Annotated in this window: 14 protein-coding genes and 1 rRNA gene; 12 read left to right on the forward strand and 3 right to left on the reverse strand. The window is 42.5% G+C overall.

Annotated features, from left to right (window positions below):
- The first annotated feature begins 14 nt into the window (after nt 1–14).
- The 7 genes from rrf (at nt 15) to FDF36_RS18490 (ending at nt 5,490) form a co-directional block, all read left to right on the forward strand.
- A 5S ribosomal RNA gene (gene rrf, locus FDF36_RS18460) occupies nt 15–125 on the forward strand.
- A gap of 329 nt (nt 126–454) precedes the next feature.
- On the forward strand, nt 455–1,030 hold the full coding sequence (locus FDF36_RS18465; protein WP_220392327.1) for a YceD family protein: 576 nt from the start codon (nt 455–457) through the stop codon (nt 1,028–1,030).
- 13 nt (nt 1,031–1,043) lie between these two features.
- Nucleotides 1,044–1,229: a 50S ribosomal protein L32 gene (gene rpmF / locus FDF36_RS18470; RefSeq protein ID WP_002562387.1), complete on the forward strand. Its 186-nt coding sequence runs from the start codon at nt 1,044–1,046 to the stop codon at nt 1,227–1,229.
- A gap of 97 nt (nt 1,230–1,326) precedes the next feature.
- Entirely contained in the window at nt 1,327–2,331 is a 1,005-nt protein-coding gene (locus FDF36_RS18475; RefSeq protein WP_005791878.1) for a beta-ketoacyl-ACP synthase III, read from the forward strand.
- Between the two features lie 87 nt (nt 2,332–2,418).
- The gene (era, locus tag FDF36_RS18480; protein ID WP_220392328.1) at nt 2,419–3,300 is read left to right on the forward strand and encodes a GTPase Era; all 882 of its coding nucleotides are present in this window, start codon (nt 2,419–2,421) and stop codon (nt 3,298–3,300) included.
- A 52-nt stretch (nt 3,301–3,352) separates the two neighbouring features.
- Nucleotides 3,353–4,666, forward strand: coding sequence for a ribosome biogenesis GTPase Der (gene der / locus FDF36_RS18485; protein ID WP_005782289.1), 1,314 nt, complete (start codon nt 3,353–3,355; stop codon nt 4,664–4,666).
- Nucleotides 4,667–4,842: 176 nt separating this feature from the next.
- A complete protein-coding gene (locus FDF36_RS18490; protein ID WP_220392329.1) occupies nt 4,843–5,490 on the forward strand; it encodes a response regulator in 648 nt (215 codons plus the stop codon).
- A gap of 232 nt (nt 5,491–5,722) precedes the next feature.
- Here FDF36_RS18490 and FDF36_RS18495 read toward each other — a convergent pair whose 3' ends face one another.
- Nucleotides 5,723–6,493 carry an ABC transporter ATP-binding protein gene (locus FDF36_RS18495; protein WP_220392330.1) on the reverse strand — a complete coding sequence of 257 codons (771 nt, stop codon included), beginning with the start codon at nt 6,491–6,493 and terminating at the stop codon, nt 5,723–5,725.
- A complete protein-coding gene (locus tag FDF36_RS18500) occupies nt 6,490–7,233 on the reverse strand; it encodes an MlaE family ABC transporter permease (protein WP_005791870.1) in 744 nt (247 codons plus the stop codon). Before FDF36_RS18500 ends, FDF36_RS18495 begins: the two co-directional genes overlap by 4 nt.
- A 75-nt stretch (nt 7,234–7,308) precedes the next feature.
- On the opposite strand from FDF36_RS18500, the gene lptB reads away from it, so the two are divergent.
- Complete coding sequence (gene lptB, locus FDF36_RS18505; protein WP_005782293.1) at nt 7,309–8,070, forward strand: LPS export ABC transporter ATP-binding protein; 762 nt, start codon at nt 7,309–7,311, stop codon at nt 8,068–8,070.
- Nucleotides 8,071–8,187: 117 nt separating this feature from the next.
- Here lptB and FDF36_RS18510 read toward each other — a convergent pair whose 3' ends face one another.
- Entirely contained in the window at nt 8,188–8,433 is a 246-nt protein-coding gene (locus tag FDF36_RS18510) for an RNA recognition motif domain-containing protein (protein ID WP_005791868.1), read from the reverse strand.
- A gap of 1,238 nt (nt 8,434–9,671) precedes the next feature.
- Here FDF36_RS18510 and tig point away from each other — a divergent pair.
- The 4 genes from tig (at nt 9,672) to recQ (ending at nt 15,431) form a co-directional block, all read left to right on the forward strand.
- Nucleotides 9,672–11,027, forward strand: coding sequence for a trigger factor (gene tig, locus FDF36_RS18515; protein WP_220392331.1), 1,356 nt, complete (start codon nt 9,672–9,674; stop codon nt 11,025–11,027).
- A 139-nt stretch (nt 11,028–11,166) separates the two neighbouring features.
- Nucleotides 11,167–11,829, forward strand: coding sequence for an ATP-dependent Clp endopeptidase proteolytic subunit ClpP (gene clpP / locus FDF36_RS18520; RefSeq protein WP_005782306.1), 663 nt, complete (start codon nt 11,167–11,169; stop codon nt 11,827–11,829).
- Nucleotides 11,830–11,831: 2 nt separating this feature from the next.
- Entirely contained in the window at nt 11,832–13,079 is a 1,248-nt protein-coding gene (clpX, locus tag FDF36_RS18525) for an ATP-dependent Clp protease ATP-binding subunit ClpX (RefSeq protein WP_005782309.1), read from the forward strand.
- A 171-nt stretch (nt 13,080–13,250) separates the two neighbouring features.
- On the forward strand, nt 13,251–15,431 hold the full coding sequence (gene recQ, locus FDF36_RS18530; protein ID WP_220392332.1) for a DNA helicase RecQ: 2,181 nt from the start codon (nt 13,251–13,253) through the stop codon (nt 15,429–15,431).
- Nucleotides 15,432–15,471: the final 40 nt, after the last annotated feature.

Raw genomic sequence — 15,471 nt, forward strand, 5'->3', positions numbered from 1 at the left:
TATGTCTGCCTTATTCAGGTGACTATAGCATCAGGGTTCCACCTCTTCCCATTCCGAACAGAGAAGTTAAGCCTGATCACGCCGATGGTACTGCGTAACAGTGGGAGAGTAGGTAGTCGCCGTTTTTAGAGAGTTCATCCCCTTGGGTCGAAAGACACGAGGGGATGACTTGTTTTAGACGTAGGAAAAGAAGGAGTGGAAGAACGTATGAAAGAGGTTTTGGTAACCTCTTTTGTTTCTTGACTGGTTCTGGAAGAGGAGAAAGCGGATTATAAATAAAATACTATTTAAAATATGAATATTTACTGATAATTTGTATGTTATGAGGATTATTATTCGTATCTTTGTCGCCCGAATTATGTCTACTTACTTAAGATTCAGATGAAAATTAGTTAAGTAGTACATAACGTTTGGGCTTTTTTTGTACCTTTGCAACGATTAAAAAAGAGAAGCTTTGGGAAAGTTTGATAAATACAAAATTGATTTGAAAGGAATGCAAGCAGACTCATGCAAATATGAGTTTCTACTTGACAATCTTTTTTTCGCTCATATTGATGGTCCTGAAGTTCAGAAAGGTAAAGTCAATGTAGAGTTGACCGTTAAAAAGACCTCTCGTGCTTTTGAGTTGAGTTTTCAGACTGAAGGTATCGTATGGGTACCATGTGACCGTTGTCTGGATGAAATGGAACAACCGGTTACTTCTTCTGATAAGTTGATGGTAAAATTTGGCCATGAATATGCTGAAGAGGGAGATAACCTGATTGTGATTCCTGAAGAAGAAGGGGAGATCAATGTAGCTTGGTTTATGTATGAGTTTATAGCTTTGGCTATCCCGATGAAGCATGTACATGCCCCGGGCAAGTGTAATAAAGCTGTGACCAGTAAGTTGAATAAACACCTGAGAACAAGTGGTGGTGACGATGCTGAAGAATCTTTTGGCGCTGGTGAGGATATCGTTGTGGAAGATGAAGCGGAGGAACAGATTGATCCGCGCTGGAATGAATTAAAAAAAATATTAGATAATAATTAAAGTTTAAAAGAAAATGGCACATCCTAAGAGAAGACAATCAAAAACAAGAACTGCAAAGAGAAGAACTCATGATAAAGCAGTAGCTCCTACATTGGCTATTTGCCCGAACTGCGGTGAATGGCATGTTTACCACACAGTATGCGGCGCTTGCGGATACTATAGAGGTAAGCTGGCAATTGAAAAAGAAGCTGCTGTATAATGCAGTCTGAATAAGCTTATACTTATCAAACAGCCAGAGGGCATTGCTCTCCGGCTGCTTTAAGTATTAGATGTATTGCTAAATTAAAACAGAATTGATGGAAAAAATAAATGCAGTAATCACAGGAGTCGGAGGATATGTACCTGATTATGTCTTGACAAATGACGAGATATCTAAGATGGTGGATACCAATGACGAGTGGATTATGACTCGTATTGGAGTAAAAGAAAGACGAATACTAAACGAAGAAGGATTAGGTACTTCGTACATGGCCCGCAAGGCGGCTAAACAGTTGATGAAAAAAACGGGTTCGAATCCTGATGATATTGATTTAGTTATCGTTGCAACTACTACTCCTGACTATCATTTCCCCTCAACAGCTTCTATTCTTTGTGATAAACTCGGACTGAAAAATGCTTTCGCTTTCGATCTGCAAGCCGCTTGTAGCGGATTTTTGTTTTTGATGGAAACAGCCGCTAACTTTATCCGTTCGGGACGATATAAAAAGATAATCATTGTTGGTGCAGATAAGATGTCATCAATGGTAGATTACACAGAGCGCGCAACATGTCCCATCTTTGGCGATGGAGCGGCAGCTTTTATGGTTGAACCGACTACAGAAGATCTGGGAATCATGGATGCTATATTGAGAACTGATGGTAAGGGATTGCCTTTCCTCCACATGAAAGCGGGCGGTTCGGTTTGTCCTCCTTCCTATTTCACTGTTGACAATAAGATGCATTACATTCACCAAGAAGGTAGAACAGTATTTAAATATGCTGTTTCAAACATGTCTGATGTGAGTGCAGCTATAGCAGAAAAAAATGGTCTGACGAAAGATAACATCGACTGGATTGTTCCCCATCAAGCCAATATGCGCATCATCGAAGCGGTAGCTCATCGCATGGAAGTTCCGATGGAGAAGGTTCTGGTAGATATTCAGCATTACGGCAACACGAGTGCAGGTACTCTGCCTTTGTGTATCTGGGATTTTGAAGAGAAACTTAAGAAAGGCGATAACATCATTTTCACTGCGTTTGGTGCAGGATTTACCTGGGGAGCCGTGTATGTGAAATGGGGTTACGACGGGAAAAAAGAATAGTGACGACAGTTGCTAATATAAATCACATAAAACGCATCTTATTTCGATTCGATGCGTTTTTTTGTCTCAATCAATAAATGGAAGACGATGCATAAAGCTGGTTTTGTAAATATAGTAGGAAATCCCAATGTGGGTAAATCGACACTGATGAATGTGTTGGTAGGCGAACGTATCTCGATTGCTACGTTTAAGGCGCAGACTACTCGTCACCGGATTATGGGTATCTATAATACGGATGATATGCAGATTGTTTTTTCGGATACTCCGGGAGTATTGAAACCTAATTATAAGTTACAGGAATCTATGCTGAACTTCTCTACTTCAGCATTGGCTGATGCAGATGTCTTGCTTTATGTGACAGACGTGATTGAAACTCTTGATAAGAATAACGAATTTATTCAGAAAGTACGTCAGCAGTCAGCACCTATTTTGTTGTTGATTAATAAAATAGACCTGACTGACCAGGAAAAGCTTGTGAAACTGGTAGAAGAGTGGAAAGAGTTGCTTCCGCAAGCTGAAATTATTCCGATTTCGGCAGCTACGAAGTTTAATGTAGACTATGTGATGAAGCGGATTAAAGACCTCTTGCCTGACTCCCCCCCTTATTTTGATAAGGATCAATGGACTGATAAGCCGGCCCGTTTTTTTGTCAACGAGATAATCCGTGAAAAGATCTTGTTGTATTATGATAAGGAGATTCCCTATTCGGTAGAAGTAGTAGTGGAGGAATTTAAGGAAGATGCAAAGAAGATACATATTCATGCTGTGATTTATGTAGAACGTGATTCTCAGAAAGGCATTATTATCGGAAAACAGGGTAAGGCCCTGAAGAAGGTGGCTACTGAGGCGCGACGCGATCTGGAACGTTTTTTCGGAAAAACTGTTTTCCTGGAAACGTATGTGAAAGTAGACAAAGATTGGCGCAGTTCAGATAAGGAGTTGCGGAATTTTGGCTATCAGTTAGATTAAAAAAAGAAAATTCATACGACTGTGATAGTCGCAAAAATAAAGTGTGTAAACTATGGGAAATTTAGTTGCAATCGTAGGACGACCCAATGTGGGCAAGTCTACCTTATTTAATCGTTTGACGAAGACCCGTCAGGCAATTGTGAACGATGAAGCGGGTACTACCCGTGATAGGCAGTATGGTAAATCCGAATGGTTAGGACGGGAGTTTTCTGTTGTTGATACCGGTGGATGGGTAGTGAACTCTGACGATATATTCGAAGAGGAAATACGCAAACAGGTGTTGATGGCAGTGGACGAGGCGGACGTAATTCTGTTTGTAGTGGATGTGACAAACGGAGTGACAGATTTGGATATGCAGGTAGCCGCTATATTGCGCCGGGCCAAGAGTCCGGTTATTATGGTAGCCAATAAGACTGATAACCATGAGCTACGATACAATGCTCCTGAGTTTTATCGGTTAGGACTGGGCGATCCGTATTGTATTTCTGCAATTAGTGGTAGTGGTACGGGTGATCTGATGGATTTGATTGTTAGTAAATTCAAGAAAGAATCTGATGAAATTCTGGATGAAGATATCCCACGTTTTGCAGTGGTAGGACGTCCCAATGCCGGAAAGTCATCTATCGTGAATGCTTTTATCGGTGAAGAGCGTAATATTGTTACGGAAATAGCCGGAACAACCCGTGACTCAATTTATACTCGTTACAATAAATTCGGTTTCGATTTCTACCTGGTAGATACAGCCGGTATTCGTAAAAAGAATAAAGTGAACGAGGACCTGGAATATTACTCTGTGGTCCGTTCCATTCGTGCTATCGAGGGAGCTGATGTATGTATTTTGATGGTGGATGCGACCCGTGGTATAGAAAGTCAAGACTTGAATATCTTTTCGTTGATTCAGAAAAACTCGAAAGGATTGGTGGTAGTCGTCAACAAATGGGATCTTGTAGAAAATAAGACTGATAAAGTAATGAAGACTTTTGAAGAAGCTATTCGTTCGCGTTTTGCTCCTTTTGTTGATTTTCCTATAGTATTTGCGTCGGCATTGACAAAGCAGAGAATCCTCAAGGTGCTTGAAGAAGCACGTAAGGTTTATGAGAATCGTATGATTAAAATCCCTACAGCCCGCTTGAATGAGGAGATGCTTCCGTTGATCGAAGCTTATCCGCCACCTGCGACTAAGGGAAAATATATTAAAATTAAATATGTCACTCAGTTGCCTAACACACAAGTGCCCTCGTTCGTTTTCTTTGCCAATCTTCCACAGTATGTAAAGGAACCTTATAGAAGATTTCTGGAGAACAAGATGCGTGAGAAGTGGGATCTGAGCGGAACCCCCATCAATATTTATATCAGACAAAAGTGATTTTCGCGTCGAATCTTATTGATATATGAATATAAAAGCCGGATAATCATGCTTCCGGCTTTCTTTTTGCCTATAACTACTGAAATAATTGATTCTTTTTGTTTCTTATCTAATGCTTTTTATTTATATTTGTACAGATCAAAAAGAAACAAACAATAAATACAGACGAAAGCTACATGGAAGTAAAGGCAGAAATACTATTGGTTGACGATCATGCCCTGGTTCTTGAAGGAATGCGGCGTATGTTAGAGTCGGTTCCTGATGTGAGAGTTGCCGATGCGGTGACTTCGGGGACAAAAGCTGCCGAACTGATTGGAGAGCGAGATTATGACATCTATGTATTGGATGTGAATCTTCCTGATATATCAGGATTCGATTTGGTTGCTATGATTCGTGAAATTAACGAAAGTGCACGTATTATTATTAGTACAATGCATGAGGAAATCTGGATTATCAATCGTTTGATTCGCCAGAAAGTGAATGCTGTGATCCTTAAATCATCCGAAGCCGTAGAGTTTGAAAATGCCGTGAAAAGCGTGCTTGAAGGAAACTCCTATACTTGTCCGCGGTTTCAATCCATTCGCCAAAAGCTAAGTCTGAGTCCTGCACAAATTCACTCGAAAGATATACCTACAAAGCGAGAGCTCGATGTACTGAAAGCTGTCGCAAGGGGGTGTAATACGCATGAAGTAGCTACAGAATTAAAGATCTCGGAAAATACTGTCGAAACTTTTCGTAAGAGACTGATTCAGAAATTTTGTGCAAAGAATGCCATTGATATGGTAGTGAAAGCTATGGCAAAAGGATGGATAGAACTCGAATAATTCTATTTATTTTGATTTGTCACGGTTTTCGGTGATGTTTTGCTGCATTTTTTTTGCTATCTTTGAAGTGTAATTGGAATTATTCTCTTTTTAAGTTTTATTGAGAACTTTAGGACAGTCAATATGTCGTGATGATATATGTCGATTCTATTAACTGGTTTTTTTATAACAAAAAGTGGGCTCATGAATTGCGATGATTCATGAGCCCTTCTATTTTAATAGGTTGAGAAGATCAGCCTTCGAGATTTTGGATTTCCACATCCTTTACTTTACGCAGCAGGTCGGAGGCGAAAATGAAGTTGTTCAACTGTTCATTAGTGGATGTGAAAATGTCATTTTTTGTACCTTCCCATTCTTTAGTGCCCTGATAAATATAGATAATCTTTTCACCGATTCCCATTACCGAGTTCATGTCGTGGGTGTTGATGATGGTAGTCATGTTGTATTCCTGTGTGATGTCATGAATCAGGTCGTCTATCACTAAAGAAGTTTTAGGGTCGAGTCCGGAGTTCGGTTCATCGCAAAAGAGATACTGCGGGTTCAGTGCAATGGCCCGTGCAATGGCTACACGCTTCTGCATACCTCCACTGATTTCGCCGGGAAATTTATCTTTAGCTTCCGTGAGGTTGACGCGGTCGAGGCAGAACATAGCCCGTTTGGTTTGTTCGCGCAGGGTGTCGGTGCCGAACATGTTGAGCGGAAACATAACATTATCCAAAACAGACATGGAGTCGAACAACGCCGCGCTTTGAAAAATCATTCCCATCTCGCGTCGCAGGTGTTTCTTTTCTTTTTTCCCCATAGCCAGGAAATTGCGTCCGTCATAGAGCACTTCTCCTTTTTCCGGTGTCAGCAATCCGACGATACATTTCATCAGTACAGTCTTTCCCGAACCGCTCTGTCCAATAATCAGGCTGGTTTTTCCATTTTCGAAAGTGGCATCGATATTATGCAATACCGTTTTGCCTTCGAATGATTTATAGAGTCCTTTTACTTCGATCATCCCATTAAAAGTTTAGTTAATACCAGGTCGGCAAACAAAATCAGTACGCTGCTGGAAACCACCGAATCGGTAGATGCCTTTCCCACTTCTATCGAACCGCCTTCTACGGTATAGCCGAAGAAAGAGGAGACGCTGGCAATGATAAAGGCAAAAAACAGGGATTTGATGATGCCGCACCACACAAACCATTCCACAAACATGTACTGAAGTCCGTACTCAAGGTCGGTAGCCGTCATGATGCCACCGAACCAGCAGGTGGCGAATGCTCCGATGATACCTGCAAAGATACTGAAAGTCACTAAAATAGGAATCATGGTGACCATTGCCGTAATTTTGGGTAATATCAGATAGTTGGCGGAGTTGACTCCCATGATTTCGAGTGCATCAATCTGCTGTGTCACGCGCATGGTGCCCAGTTCGGAAGCTATGTTCGATCCTACTTTACCGGCCAGGATCAGACACATGATGGAGGAGGAGAATTCAAGCAGAAGAATCTCCCGGGTGACATATCCCACCGTCCAGCGGGGCATCCATGGGCTTTCGATGTTTAATTTTATCTGGATGGTGATCACCGCTCCGATGAAGAATGAAATCAACAGCACGATGCCGATAGAGTTTACTCCCAGTTGCTCTATCTCTTTGATATATTGCCGGAAGAACATACGCATACGCTCGGGACGTGAAAAAGTCCGCCCCATAAGCATGATGTATCTGCCGACGGTTCTTAATGCTTTAATCATAACTCGTATATTTGTTTGCAAATGTACGTTTTTTCGGCTTATTTTTGCTACATTTGCCGCAAAATAACAAAGGATATGGAAGAAAGCAAGATGGTGCTTCGTACTGAAGACTTGGTGAAAAAGTACGGTAAGCGTACGGTGGTGAGCCATGTTTCCATCAATGTGAAGCAGGGCGAGATTGTTGGTTTGCTCGGGCCGAACGGTGCCGGGAAAACTACTTCGTTCTATATGACCGTAGGATTGATTACCCCGAATGAAGGCCGTATTTTCCTGGATGATCTTGAAATAACAAAATATCCTGTTTATAAACGTGCCCAGACCGGTATCGGATATTTGGCCCAGGAAGCTTCGGTTTTCCGGCAGATGACAGTGGAGGACAACATTGCTTCCGTGCTTGAAATGACTAATAAGCCTCTCGATTATCAGAAAGATAAGCTTGAGAGTCTGATAGCCGAGTTCCGTTTACAGAAAGTGCGTAAGAACAAGGGTACCCAGTTGTCCGGTGGCGAGCGTCGCCGTACGGAGATAGCACGTTGCCTGGCTATCGACCCCAAATTCATCATGCTCGATGAACCGTTTGCCGGTGTAGACCCGATTGCCGTAGAAGATATTCAGCAGATTGTCTGGAAATTGAAGGATAAGAATATAGGTATCCTGATAACGGACCATAATGTGCAGGAAACGTTGAGTATTACCGATCGCGCCTATCTGCTGTTCGAAGGAAAGATTCTGTTCCAAGGCACTCCCGAGGAGTTGGCAGAAAATAAAATTGTGCGTGAGAAATACCTGAGTAACAGTTTCGTGTTGCGTCGCAAAGACTTCCAACTGAAAGATTAATCAAGCGTTTCCGTTTTCCGTTCTGCCGGAGAATAGTCACCGGACATAGGATACATAAAAAAACCTTTTACCGGCTCTTTGGGTAAAAGGTTTCTTTTTAATTTCGTTTTTCTGTCGTTACTCTCTTGGTCTGGCTTCTTTAACCACCATGGTACGACCTTCGTATTCAGCTCCGTTCAATTCGGCGATAGCCTTTGCGCCGGCTGCATCGTCAGCGATTTCTACGAAACCGAAACCTTTTGATTTGCCTGTTTCGCGATCCATGATTACTTTACAAGAAGTTACTGTTCCGTAGTCTTCCATAACTTGTTGCAGATCTGCTTCCTTAACACGGTAGCTAAGGTTTCCAACATAAATGTTCATAGTGAAAATGATAAAAAATGAAATAAATGAAATAAAACTCTCCGGAAGATGATTTAATAATAAAAGGATTAAAGAAACAGAGAGTTTACAAAAGCGTCGTTGCGCCGGGAGTAAAAACCTTGTAATTGAAATCGAGAAACTAATCGATCATCTTTCCGCAGCAAAGAAACGCATAAAATCCGGAATTGCAATAACTTTTTCTCTTTTTTTGTATACGAAACCTATGAATTTTAACGGATTGGAGCTATTGGGGGATGAAATCGGAAAACATAAGTTGTAAAGAAGATACAGACTTTCCGGCGTTAGGGTGAAGGTGTCGGAAGTTTGATAGCATTTTGTCAAAATGACAATCGTATTCTCTCATATTTGTTTATTTCGGAGGACAATTCGTCAAAGTCAGAAAAAACGTCTTCCTGATGGTTTCGCTATTATCTTTTTGCTTGCCGGATGGTCGGTTTCGGGGCAGACTGAAAGAGAAACATGTCTTCTTGATCCATTATGTACTTTTTGGTGTCAAATGCTTGCTCTTACGATAGTCCGGTCTTGTCATTTTGCGGAGAGCAACCAGAGTGGAAAAAGAGACCGGAGGCTTCGTTTGCCGGAACAATATATGTAATCGGGGAAAACATTTAAAGAAATCCGGAAAAGAAGTAAGCGTTTCCTGAAAATGCTAACGTCTTTCGGGGCAAATGTACCCGTCTTTTTCTCTAAAAGAAGCTTGCTTTTCAGTGAAACGCAGGTTTTGTTCATCGAAAAGTTAGGCTTTGGAAGGCAAAAAGTGACTTTCCTGAGTTCTATTTCCTCCGGATGGAGCAGAAAAACGAAAAGCTGAGTCAGCGAAAAGAGGGATTTTTGCTCCTTTTGTCAGTATAATCTCCGATTGTTGCTATAATTGATATTTACGGCAGCGCTCCATAAACAATGATCCGGTCTCTGACCTCCTTATCCGCGTCCGGTCGTGTTGAACTTCACTGTTTTGCCGATCTTTATTCCGGGCCTTTCCGTCTGAATCTGTCTGTTTGTTTTCTTCTTTTTTGGTTAATAAAAAGTAAAACGGGTTCTTGGGGAAACGTATTAATGTCTTTTCTGCCGTATGTCCGGCTGCTTTCGCTCGGGATAGTGATTCTCTGCAAATGAAATAATTCTGCAATGTTTTTTGAAATTTGAAAGATTAGCACTAATTTTGCACCCTCGTTTGAGTATAGAATAAAGTATAAATCAAATAAATAATTGTCAGAATGAACGTTTCATTACAAAACATTGACAAAGTAAGCGCATTGCTTACCGTGAAGCTTGAAAAAGCTGACTACCAGCCTCAGGTAGACAAATCGTTGAAGAACATCCGTCAGAAAGCTCAGGTTCCGGGATTCCGTCCGGGCATGGTTCCTATGAGCTTGGTGAAGAAGATGTATGGTAAGTCAGTCATTGCCGACGAGGTGAACAAATTGCTTTCTGAGAAAGTATACGAATACATTAAGGAGAATAACGTAAACATCCTTGGCGAACCGATGCCTAACGAAGAAAAGCAGCCGGATATCGATTTCGATACAATGGAAGAATTTGAATTTGTATTCGATATCGCTTTAGCTCCGGAGTTCAAAGCTGAGGTTAGCAGCCAGGACAAGGTAGACTACTATACAATCGAGGTAACTGACGAAATGGTAGAAAACCAGATTAAAGCTTATACTCAACGTAACGGAAAATACGAACAGGTAGAGGCATACGAAGAAAACGATATGCTGAAAGGTCTGTTGGCCGAACTTGATGAAGAAGGCAACACGAAAGAAGGCGGTATTCAGGTAGAAGGTGCTGTAATGATGCCTTCGTACATGAAGAACGACGAGCAGAAGGCTATCTTCGCAAACGCTAAAGTAAACGACGTATTGGTATTCAATCCGGATGCTGCTTACGAAGGCAATGCTGTTGAAATCGCATCACTGCTGAAGATTGACAAAGAAGCTGCTGCCGAAGTAAAATCCAACTTCAGCTTCCAGGTAGAAGAAGTTACCCGTTTCGTAAACGGTGAACTGAATCAGGAACTCTTCGATCAGGTATTCGGCAAAGACGCAGTGAAGACAGAAGAAGAATTCCGTGCTAAAGTAAAAGAAAGCATCGCAGCTCAGTTTGTTGCCGACAGCGACTATAAATTCCTGATCGACGTTCGCAAGGTATTGACCGATAAAGTAGGCAAACTGGAATTCCCCGATGCGCTGCTGAAGCGTGTCATGTTGATGAACAACAAAGATAAAGGCGAAGAATTCGTAAACGAAAACTACGATAAGAGCATCGAAGAGCTGACATGGCACTTGATCAAGGAACAGTTGGTGAAAGAAAACGATATCAAGGTAGAGCAGGACGACGTGATCAACATGGCGAAAGAAGCTACCAAAGCTCAGTTTGCCCAGTACGGTATGCTGACTATACCCGATGATATCCTCGAAAACTACGCAAAAGAGATGCTGAAAAAGAAAGAAAGCATCGACGGTTTGGTGAACCGCGTAGTAGAAACCAAATTGGCCGCTGCACTGAAAGGCAAGGTTACATTGGAGAACAAAACCGTTTCAATGGAAGAATTCAATAAGATGTTTGAATAAGCTCTTCTTTTGAACAGGACATAAAGTCACAGAAACACAGAGTTTTTATAGAATTATAACTCTGTGTTTTTTTGTGTCTCTGTGTTCTTTTTTGTTTCTTTGCAGTTACATTATTAATAATAGAAAGGAACGTAAAACAATGGATGATTTTAGAAAATACGCAACCAAGCATTTAGGTATGAATGCAATGGTGCTGGACGATGTGATTAAATCGCAAGCCGGGTATTTGAATCCCTATATTTTGGAAGAAAGACAACTGAATGTCACTCAGCTCGACGTGTTCTCACGCCTGATGATGGACCGTATTATCTTCCTCGGTACACAGATTGACGACTATACAGCCAATACGCTGCAAGCACAGTTGCTGTATCTTGATTCGGTAGATCCGGGTAAAGATATCTCAATCTATATCAACTCTCCGGGCGGATCGGTTTATGCCGGACTGGGTATTTATGATACGATGCAGTTCATTTCGAGTGATGTGGCTACAATCTGTACCGGTATGGCAGCTTCTATGGCTTCCGTACTGTTGGTGGCCGGTGCCAAAGGCAAACGTTCGGCGCTGCCTCACTCACGTGTGATGATTCATCAGCCGATGGGTGGCGCGCAGGGACAAGCCTCGGATATTGAAATCACTGCCCGCGAGATACAAAAATTGAAGAAAGAACTTTATACCATTATTGCCGATCATTCGGGTACTTCTTTTGACAAGGTATGGGCCGATTCGGACCGTGATTACTGGATGACTGCCCAGGAAGCAAAAGAATATGGTATGATTGACGAAGTGTTGATTAAGAAATAAACATGGCTGAATCAAAGAATAATAAAAAAAGGTGTAGCTTTTGCGGCCGTTCGGAGAATGAAGTCGGATTCCTGATTACAGGGATGAACGGCTACATTTGCGACAGCTGTGCGACCCAGGCTTATGAGATTACTCAGGAAGCCATGGGAGCCGGCAAACAGAGCGCGGGAGCTACCCGACTCAACTTAAAGGAACTACCCAAACCGGTAGAAATAAAGAATTTCCTCGACCAGTACGTGATTGGCCAGGACGATGCCAAACGTTTTCTTGCCGTATCGGTATATAACCACTACAAACGTCTGTTGCAGAAAGATAGCGGTGATGATGTGGAGATTGAAAAATCGAACATCATTATGGTGGGCAGCACCGGAACCGGTAAAACCCTTTTGGCGCGTACCATAGCCAAACTGTTGCATGTACCCTTTACGATAGTGGATGCGACCGTGTTGACCGAAGCCGGTTATGTAGGCGAAGATATCGAGAGTATCCTCACCCGTCTGCTTCAGGTAGCCGATTACAATGTGCCCGAGGCAGAACAAGGCATTGTCTTCATCGACGAGATAGACAAGATTGCCCGTAAGGGAGACAACCCCTCCATCACGCGTGATGTCAGCGGTGAAGGCGTACAGCAGGGATTGCTTAAACTGCTCGAAGGTTCTGTGGTCAACGTTCCGCCTCAGGGAGGACGTAAGCATCCCGACCAGAAGATGATTCCCGTAAACACGAAAAACATCCTTTTTATCTGTGGAGGAGCGTTTGACGGCATCGAGAAAAAGATTGCCCAGCGTCTCAATACCCATGTCGTAGGATACAACGCTTCCCGTAAGACGGCTACTATCGACAAAAACAACATGATGCAATATATCGCACCGCAGGATTTGAAGTCATTCGGACTGATTCCGGAGATTATTGGCCGTTTGCCGGTTCTGACCTATCTGAATCCGCTCGACCGGAACGCGCTTCGTGCCATTTTGACCGAACCCAAGAATTCCATTATCAAACAATACATTAAATTGTTCGAGATGGATGGTGTACAGTTGACCTTCCAGCCCGAAGTCTTCGAATATATCGTCGACAAGGCAGTGGAGTATAAACTGGGTGCCCGCGGATTGCGCTCTATCGTGGAGACAATTATGATGGATGTCATGTTCGAGATTCCTTCTGAAAACCAGAAAGAATATGAAGTGACACTGGATTATGCGAAGCATCAGCTCGAAAAAGCAAATCTTGCGAGATTGCAAACTGCTTAAAATCAAAAGGTAAGGGCAATAATGGAGGTGAGTTCCGTTTTTTCTTGAAAAATATTAGTCTGATTATGCTTGATATTTAAGAAGTTGTTTATAACTTTGTTAGAGCGCTTTCCAAGCAAAGCGAGTGTTTTTAAGTTAAACCATGAACTGAATAAAACAACCTATATTAAGATGGCAGGGAAGATTAATTTGACAGACCAACTGAAAAAGTATTTCGGATTTGATAATTTCAAGGGGAACCAGGAGCCGATCATCCAGAATTTGCTTGATGGTAATGATACCTTTGTGCTGATGCCTACCGGCGGTGGAAAATCTCTGTGCTATCAGTTGCCTTCTTTATTAATGGAAGGTACGGCCATTGTGATTTCTCCGCTGATCGCGCTGATGAAGAATCAGGTAGATGCGATGCGCAACTTCAGTGAAGAAGACGGTGTGGCTCATTTCATTAACTCTTCTTTGAACAAGGGTGCGATTGATCAGGTGAGGTCTGACATTCTTGCCGGAAAAACAAAATTGCTATACGTTGCTCCCGAATCATTGACGAAGGAAGAGAACGTAGAGTTTCTGCGGTCAGTAAAGATTTCGTTCTATGCTGTCGACGAAGCGCATTGTATTTCCGAATGGGGACACGACTTCCGCCCGGAATATCGCAGGATACGTCCGATTATTAATGAAATAGGAAAAGCACCTCTTATTGCGCTGACCGCAACGGCCACGCCGAAGGTGCAGCACGATATTCAGAAGAACTTGGGAATGGTGGATGCACACGTCTTCAAGTCTTCGTTCAACCGTCCGAATCTGTATTACGAGGTACGTCCTAAAACTCAGAATGTAGATAAGGACATCATAAAGTTCATCAAGAACAATCCGGAAAAGTCGGGCATCATTTATTGCCTGAGCCGGAAGAAGGTAGAAGAGCTTGCTGAGATACTTCAAGCCAACGGGATCAATGCCCGTGCTTATCATGCAGGTATGGATTCGGCAACGCGAACGCAGAATCAGGACAATTTCCTGATGGAAAAGATCGACGTAATTGTAGCTACTATCGCATTTGGAATGGGAATTGATAAGCCTGATGTGCGATACGTCATCCACTATGATATACCAAAGAGCCTGGAGGGGTATTACCAGGAAACAGGCCGCGCCGGAAGAGACGGCGGAGAAGGCCAGTGCATTACCTTTTATACAAACAAAGACTTGCAGAAACTCGAGAAGTTCATGCAAGGCAAACCTGTGGCAGAACAAGAAATTGGCAAGCAGCTTCTGTTGGAAACTGCTGCGTATGCTGAATCTTCCGTTTGCCGCCGTAAGACATTACTACATTATTTCGGCGAAGAGTACACGGAAGAAAATTGTGGAAATTGTGACAACTGTTTAAACCCTAAAAAACAAGTGGAGGCTCAAGAATTATTGTGTGCTGTGATCGAAACAATCATAGCGGTAAAAGAAAATTTTAAGGCAGATTATATTATTGATGTCCTGCAGGGACGCGAAACGTCTGAAGTTCAGGCACACTTACATGAAGATCTGGAAGTGTTCGGATCAGGAATGGGAGAAGAAGACAAAACCTGGAATGCCGTGATTCGTCAGGCGTTGATAGCCGGTTATCTGAGTAAGGATGTAGAAAACTACGGTTTGCTGAAAGTGACCGATGCAGGAAAGAAATTCCTTAAACATCCCAAGTCATTCAAGATTACCGAGGACAATGACTTTGAAGAAGTGGAAGAAGAAACACCGGCAAGAGGTGGAGGTTCGTGTGCAGTCGATCCGGTTCTTTATTCTATGCTGAAAGATCTCCGGAAAAAGTTATCGAAGAAACTGGAAGTGCCTCCTTACGTGATTTTCCAGGATCCCTCTCTTGAAGCGATGGCTACTATCTATCCTGTGACGCTCGAAGAACTTCAGAATATCCCGGGCGTAGGTGCCGGAAAAGCCAAACGTTACGGCGAAGAATTCTGCAAGCTGATTAAGAGACACTGCGAAGAGAATGAGATTGAACGTCCGGAGGACTTACGGGTACGCACTGTTGCCAATAAGTCGAAGATGAAAGTGGCCATTATTCAGGCCATCGACCGTAAAGTAGCCCTGGATGATATTGCGCTTTCCAAAGGCATTGAGTTCAGTGAATTACTGGATGAAGTAGAAGCGATCGTTTATTCGGGTACTAAGCTGAATATCGACTACTTCCTGGATGAGATTATGGACGAAGACCACATGCTCGACATCTATGATTATTTCAAGGAGTCGACAACAGATAAGATTGACGATGCGCTTGAGGAGCTCGGCGACGAATTTACCGAAGAAGAAGTTCGTTTGGTTCGTATCAAGTTTATCTCTGAAATGGCTAATTAAAAAAAGCGAAAAAAATTGCGTGCACTTATGCAGTCTTGAA

It is taken from the genome of Bacteroides fragilis, assembly GCF_019583405.1.
GTDB classification, from domain to species: Bacteria; Bacteroidota; Bacteroidia; order Bacteroidales; family Bacteroidaceae; genus Bacteroides; species Bacteroides fragilis_B.

What these genes read in the sequence shown, in the direction of transcription:
- lptB (WP_005782293.1), top strand. Translation starts at nt 7,309, where the DNA reads ATGGAAGAAAGCAAGATGGTGCTTCGTACTGAAGACTTGGTGAAAAAG.
- tig (WP_220392331.1), top strand. Translation starts at nt 9,672, where the DNA reads ATGAACGTTTCATTACAAAACATTGACAAAGTAAGCGCATTGCTTACC.
- FDF36_RS18510 (WP_005791868.1), bottom strand. Translation starts at nt 8,433, where the DNA reads ATGAACATTTATGTTGGAAACCTTAGCTACCGTGTTAAGGAAGCAGAT.
- FDF36_RS18500 (WP_005791870.1), bottom strand. Translation starts at nt 7,233, where the DNA reads ATGATTAAAGCATTAAGAACCGTCGGCAGATACATCATGCTTATGGGG.
- FDF36_RS18475 (WP_005791878.1), top strand. Translation starts at nt 1,327, where the DNA reads ATGGAAAAAATAAATGCAGTAATCACAGGAGTCGGAGGATATGTACCT.
- clpX (WP_005782309.1), top strand. Translation starts at nt 11,832, where the DNA reads ATGGCTGAATCAAAGAATAATAAAAAAAGGTGTAGCTTTTGCGGCCGT.
- der (WP_005782289.1), top strand. Translation starts at nt 3,353, where the DNA reads ATGGGAAATTTAGTTGCAATCGTAGGACGACCCAATGTGGGCAAGTCT.
- FDF36_RS18490 (WP_220392329.1), top strand. Translation starts at nt 4,843, where the DNA reads ATGGAAGTAAAGGCAGAAATACTATTGGTTGACGATCATGCCCTGGTT.
- FDF36_RS18495 (WP_220392330.1), bottom strand. Translation starts at nt 6,493, where the DNA reads ATGATCGAAGTAAAAGGACTCTATAAATCATTCGAAGGCAAAACGGTA.
- rpmF (WP_002562387.1), top strand. Translation starts at nt 1,044, where the DNA reads ATGGCACATCCTAAGAGAAGACAATCAAAAACAAGAACTGCAAAGAGA.
- recQ (WP_220392332.1), top strand. Translation starts at nt 13,251, where the DNA reads ATGGCAGGGAAGATTAATTTGACAGACCAACTGAAAAAGTATTTCGGA.
- era (WP_220392328.1), top strand. Translation starts at nt 2,419, where the DNA reads ATGCATAAAGCTGGTTTTGTAAATATAGTAGGAAATCCCAATGTGGGT.
- clpP (WP_005782306.1), top strand. Translation starts at nt 11,167, where the DNA reads ATGGATGATTTTAGAAAATACGCAACCAAGCATTTAGGTATGAATGCA.